The sequence below is a fragment of the Bacillus sp. LR_5 genome (assembly GCF_042709275.1).
In genome coordinates this window covers 1-3326 of sequence record NZ_JAVAXX010000460.1, presented here as the reverse complement: position 1 = coordinate 3326, position 3326 = coordinate 1, and the positions used below count along the sequence as shown (strand labels likewise).

3 protein-coding genes and 1 pseudogene are annotated in these 3326 nt (G+C 45.7%); all 4 read left to right on the top strand.

Translation table 11 applies throughout. The annotated features are described in order from the left end of the window. Positions 1-118 (top strand): annotated as a pseudogene (locus RAC86_RS37015) (sugar kinase); the annotation flags it as partial. Between the two features lies 1 nt (position 119). Continuing rightward, positions 120-710, top strand: coding sequence for a bifunctional 4-hydroxy-2-oxoglutarate aldolase/2-dehydro-3-deoxy-phosphogluconate aldolase (gene eda, locus RAC86_RS37010; RefSeq protein ID WP_161476906.1), 591 nt, complete (start codon positions 120-122; stop codon positions 708-710). Between the two features lie 44 nt (positions 711-754). Further along, positions 755-1747 carry a 2-keto-3-deoxygluconate transporter gene (gene kdgT / locus RAC86_RS37005; RefSeq protein WP_015714144.1) on the top strand — a complete coding sequence of 331 codons (993 nt, stop codon included), beginning with the start codon at positions 755-757 and terminating at the stop codon, positions 1745-1747. Positions 1748-1859: 112 nt separating this feature from the next. After that, a partial coding sequence (gene ypwA / locus RAC86_RS37000) for a carboxypeptidase (RefSeq protein WP_377886795.1) occupies positions 1860-3326 on the top strand: 1467 nt, incomplete at its 3' end.

Below are 3326 nucleotides of genomic sequence, written 5' to 3'. Positions count from 1 at the left end.
GATTGGCGCTTTGCAAGTGCAGGCACCGGGGGATATGGACGGTTTGCCGACCAGGGAGAAATTAGCTTCTTTTTTATCTGCTCAAAGAACGGTTCACCAAAAGAAAGGGGATTATTAATATGGAGTCCAAAGTCGTTGTAAACCGTCTGAAAGAAGCAAAGCTGATTGCAGTCATTCGTTCAAAGGATAAGCAGGAGGCCTGTCAGCAGATTGAGAGTTTATTAGATAAAGGGATTCGTGCAGTTGAAGTGACGTATACGACCCCCGGGGCATCAGATATTATCGAATCCTTCCGTAATAGGGAAGATATTTTAATTGGCGCGGGCACGGTCATCAGCGCGCAGCAAGCTGGGGAAGCTGCTGAGGCTGGCGCGCAGTTTATTGTCAGTCCGGGTTTTTCAGCTGATCTTGCTGAACATCTATCTTTTGTAAAGACACATTATATCCCCGGCGTCTTGACTCCGAGCGAAATTATGGAAGCGTTGACATTCGGGTTCACGACATTAAAGCTGTTCCCAAGCGGTGTGTTTGGCATTCCGTTTATGAAAAATTTAGCGGGTCCTTTCCCGCAGGTGACCTTTATTCCGACAGGCGGGATACATCCGTCTGAAGTGCCTGATTGGCTTAGAGCCGGAGCTGGCGCCGTCGGAGTCGGCAGCCAGTTGGGCAGCTGTTCAAAAGAGGATTTGCAGGCTGTTTTCCAAGTGTAAGTGGAATTGTTTTTTCATAACCGGAGGATGGGAGAATCCACAATATGAAAATCAAGGCGACAATTGAACGGGTACCTGGCGGAATGATGATTATTCCGCTATTTCTTGGAGCGGCGCTCAACACGTTTGCGCCTGGAACAGCGGAGTTCTTTGGAGGGTTTACGGGTGCTTTGATTACCGGAACGCTGCCGATACTGGGTGTTTTTATCTTTTGCGTAGGAGCAACGATTGATTTTCGTTCTTCAGGCTATATCGCAAGAAAAGGAATCACGTTATTATTGGGGAAGATCGGATTTGCGGCGCTGCTCGGCGTGATCGCAGCGCAATTTATACCTGACGAAGGCATACAATCCGGCTTTTTTGCAGGCCTTTCTGTTTTAGCAATTGTCGCGGTAATGAATGAAACGAACGGCGGACTGTATTTGGCGCTCATGAATCACATGGGAAGAAAAGAGGATGCGGGCGCTTTCGCCTTTATCAGTACAGAATCTGGTCCTTTTATGACCATGGTGACGTTTGGTGTGACGGGACTTGCCGCATTCCCATGGGAAACGCTGGCAGCGACAGTCATCCCGTTTTTACTTGGATGTATACTTGGAAATCTGGATCATGATCTCAGAGACTTATTCAGCAAGGTTGTGCCGGCGATCATTCCATTTTTCGCCTTTTCGCTCGGCAATACCTTGAATTTTGGAATGCTGATCCAATCAGGGCTGCTCGGCATTTTTATCGGAGTTTCTGTCGTCATTTTATCGGGCAGTTCTTTGTTTTTGCTTGATCGTTTTATTGCGCGGGGAGATGGTGTCGCGGGAGTGGCCGCTTCTTCTACGGCAGGGGCGGCTGTAGCCGTGCCATATGCATTAGCGGAAGCGAATGCCTCATTTGCGCCAGTTGCTGAGTCGGCAACTGCAATTATCGCGACAAGCGTTATTGTCACCTCGCTCTTAACCCCGCTGGCAACAGTGTGGGTAGATAAAAAAATCAAGCAGAAAAAGCGGAGAACACCTCCGCCAAAAAATCAAATGACGATCAACTGAATAAAAAGGCTGCCATAAAAACATACCGGCAGCCTTTTATACAAACAATTTGACTTTCATACCCCCTTCCATTAGCCTGTAATGGAACGGCTAGAATAGGGAGGGAATGGATATGGAGATACATACATATGAAAAAGAATTTTTTGATCTTTTAAAAAGAATCTCACATTACAGCGAAGCAGTTGCGTTAATGCACTGGGACTCCAGAACAGGCGCGCCGAAAAACGGCTCAGAGGATCGTGCCGAAAGTATCGGCCAGCTTTCAACAGATATATTCAATATCCAAACATCAGATCGAATGAAGGAGCTTATCGATGTCCTGTATGAACGATTTGATGACTTGTCGGAAGATACGAAAAAAGCAGTGGAACTGGCGAAAAAAGAGTATGAAGAGAATAAGAAAATCCCTGAGGCTGAATACAAAGAATACGTGATTCTGTGTTCAAAGGCAGAAACAGCGTGGGAGGAAGCGAAAGGAAAATCTGATTTCAGCTTGTTTTCTCCTTATTTAGAACAGCTGATTGAATTCAATAAACGTTTTATTACGTATTGGGGATATCAAGAGCATCCTTATGATGCATTGCTTGATTTGTTTGAGCCCGGCGTCACGGTAAAGGTGCTTGATCAGCTGTTTGCTGAGCTGAAGGAAGCGATTATCCCTCTTGTTAAACAGGTGACAGCTTCCGGAAATAAACCAGATACAAGCTTTCTTACAAAAGCGTTCCCGAAAGAAAAGCAAAAAGAGCTCAGTCTGTATTTTTTACAGGAGCTTGGCTACGATTTTGATGGCGGAAGACTTGATGAAACCGTTCATCCGTTTGCAACTACGCTGAATCGGGGAGACGTTCGGGTCACGACGAGATATGATGAAAAAGATTTCCGGACGGCGATCTTTGGCACCATTCATGAGTGCGGGCACGCGATTTACGAGCAAAATATTGATGAAGCACTCAGTGGCACGAACTTGTCAGACGGCGCATCAATGGGAATTCATGAATCGCAATCATTATTTTACGAGAATTTTATCGGCCGCAACAAGCATTTTTGGACTCCGTACTATCAGAAGATTCAAGAGGCATCACCTGTACAGTTCAAGGACATCTCCCTGGATGATTTTGTCCGGGCAATCAATGAATCAAAACCTTCATTTATCAGGGTCGAAGCGGATGAATTGACGTATCCTCTTCATATCATCATCCGTTATGAAATTGAAAAAGCGATTTTCAGCAATGAAGTGTCTGTGGAAGATCTGCCGTCGCTTTGGAATCAAAAATACCAGGATTATTTAGGGATTACACCGCAGACCGACGCAGAGGGGATTTTACAGGACGTCCATTGGGCAGGTGGAGATTTCGGCTACTTCCCATCCTATGCGCTCGGCTACATGTATGCGGCTCAGCTGAAACAAAAAATGCTTGAGGATCTCCCTGAATTTGACGCTCTCTTGGAAAGAGGAGAGTTCCATCCGATAAAGCAATGGCTGACGGAAAAGGTGCACATTCACGGAAAACGGAAAAAGCCGTTAGACATTATTAAAGATGCAACTGGAGAAGAGCTGAATGTTCGCTATTTAATTGAT

Coding starts and splice junctions, on each gene's coding strand:
- eda (WP_161476906.1), top strand. CDS start 120: ATGGAGTCCAAAGTCGTTGTAAACCGTCTGAAAGAAGCAAAGCTGATT.
- kdgT (WP_015714144.1), top strand. CDS start 755: ATGAAAATCAAGGCGACAATTGAACGGGTACCTGGCGGAATGATGATT.